At 60.6% G+C, this 1,720-nt stretch carries 1 protein-coding gene; it reads left to right on the top strand.

Annotated elements, in window-relative coordinates; genetic code table 11:
- Window positions 1-76 precede the first annotated feature (76 nt).
- Window positions 77-1,720 (top strand): electron transfer flavoprotein-ubiquinone oxidoreductase (locus tag VGN68_RS01190; RefSeq protein ID WP_327473079.1); only part of this gene is annotated, 1,644 nt, incomplete at its 3' end.

Raw genomic sequence — 1,720 nt, 5'->3', positions numbered from 1 at the left:
GCATCGCATTTCGTGACAGAATGAGCGCCGCTTACGATGAACGATCGGCGCCGGGACGGCAGAAAGGGTAAGCCAAGTGAGCGAACGGGAATCGATGCCCTATGACGTGGTCATCGTCGGTGCTGGGCCGGCGGGACTTTCGGCGGCGATCCGCCTCAAACAATTGGCGAATGAAGCGGGCAGCGAGCTGTCGGTCTGTATCCTGGAAAAAGGGTCCGAGGTCGGCGCGCATATCCTGTCGGGCGCGGTGATCGATCCCAAATCGCTCGACGAACTGCTGCCCGAATGGCGGACCCAAGGCTGTCCGATGGCCGAGGTGCCGGTCAACGACAACCAGCATTGGGTGCTGACCAAGACCAAGAAAATCGGCGTGCCGCATTTCATCACCCCCGGTTTCATGCACAACAAGGGCACCTACACCGGCAGTCTGGGCAATCTGTGCCGCTGGCTGGCCGAGCAAGCCGAGGGGCTGGGCGTCGAAATTTTCCCCGGCTTTCCGGCCGCCGAGATCCTCTATAACGACGATGGTTCGGTCAAAGGCGTCGCGACCGGCGACATGGGCGTCGCGCGCGATGGGAGTCACAAGGCCGATTATGCGCCGGGGCTGGAACTCCATGCGAAATATACCTTCTTTGGCGAAGGCGTGCGCGGGCATCTGACCAAAATTTTGAAACCGCAGTTCGCGCTCGACAGTGATTGCGAACCGCAGGTTTACGGGCTGGGCGTCAAGGAATTGTGGGACGTCAAACCCGAAAATCACGCCGAGGGTCGGGTGATTCACACGCAGGGCTGGCCGCTCGACGAACATGCCAATGGCGGCGGCTTCCTCTATCACCAGGCGAACGGGCAGGTCGCGCTCGGCTTCGTAACCTGGCTCAATTACCGCAATCCGCACATCTCCCCCTTTCAGGAGATGCAGAAGTGGAAAACGCATCCCGAGATTGCGAAAATCCTGAAGGGCGGCAAGCGCGTGTCCTATGGCGCGCGCGCGATCAGCGACGGCGGCTATCAGTCGGTGCCGAAGCTGGCGTTTCCGGGCGGCGCGCTGATCGGCGACAGCGCCGGTTTCCTGAACGTCCCGCGCATCAAGGGCACCCACACCGCGATGAAATCGGGGATGATGGCGGCCGAGGCGGCGTTTGCGGCGGTGACCGCCGGGCGCGGCAGCGACACGCTGGACGCCTATCAGGCGGCATATGACGACAGCTGGGTCAAGAAAGAGCTGAGCGTCGTCCGCAACGTGTTGCCGCTTGTCGAAAAATGGGGCGATCTGGGCGGGACGATCCTGTCGGGGATCACGATGTGGCTGGAAACGCTCAAGATCAAAGTTCCGTTCACGATGAAGCATCATCCGGACAATGAGAGCCTGTACCGCGCCGACATGATGCCGAAGCCCGATTATCCGAAGCCCGACGGGGTGCTGACCTTTGACCGCTTGTCGTCGGTGTTCGTGTCGAACACCAATCATGAGGAAGACCAGCCGGTTCATTTGCAGCTGAAAGATCCGTCAATCCCGGTCGCGTATAATTTGCCGCTCTATGATGAACCCGCCCAGCGCTATTGCCCGGCGGGGGTTTACGAGATTGTCGGCGAGGAAACGGGCGATCCGAAGTTCGTGATCAACGCGCAGAATTGCGTCCATTGCAAGACGTGCGACATCAAGGATCCGACCCAGAATATCAACTGGGTCACCCCCGAAGGCGGCGGAGGCCCCAATTAC

The organism is Sphingopyxis sp., from assembly GCF_035998965.1.
GTDB lineage: Bacteria > Pseudomonadota > Alphaproteobacteria > Sphingomonadales > Sphingomonadaceae > Sphingopyxis.
The sequence above is the reverse complement of the archived record's forward strand: the minus strand, read 5'-3'. Positions and strand labels throughout refer to the sequence as shown.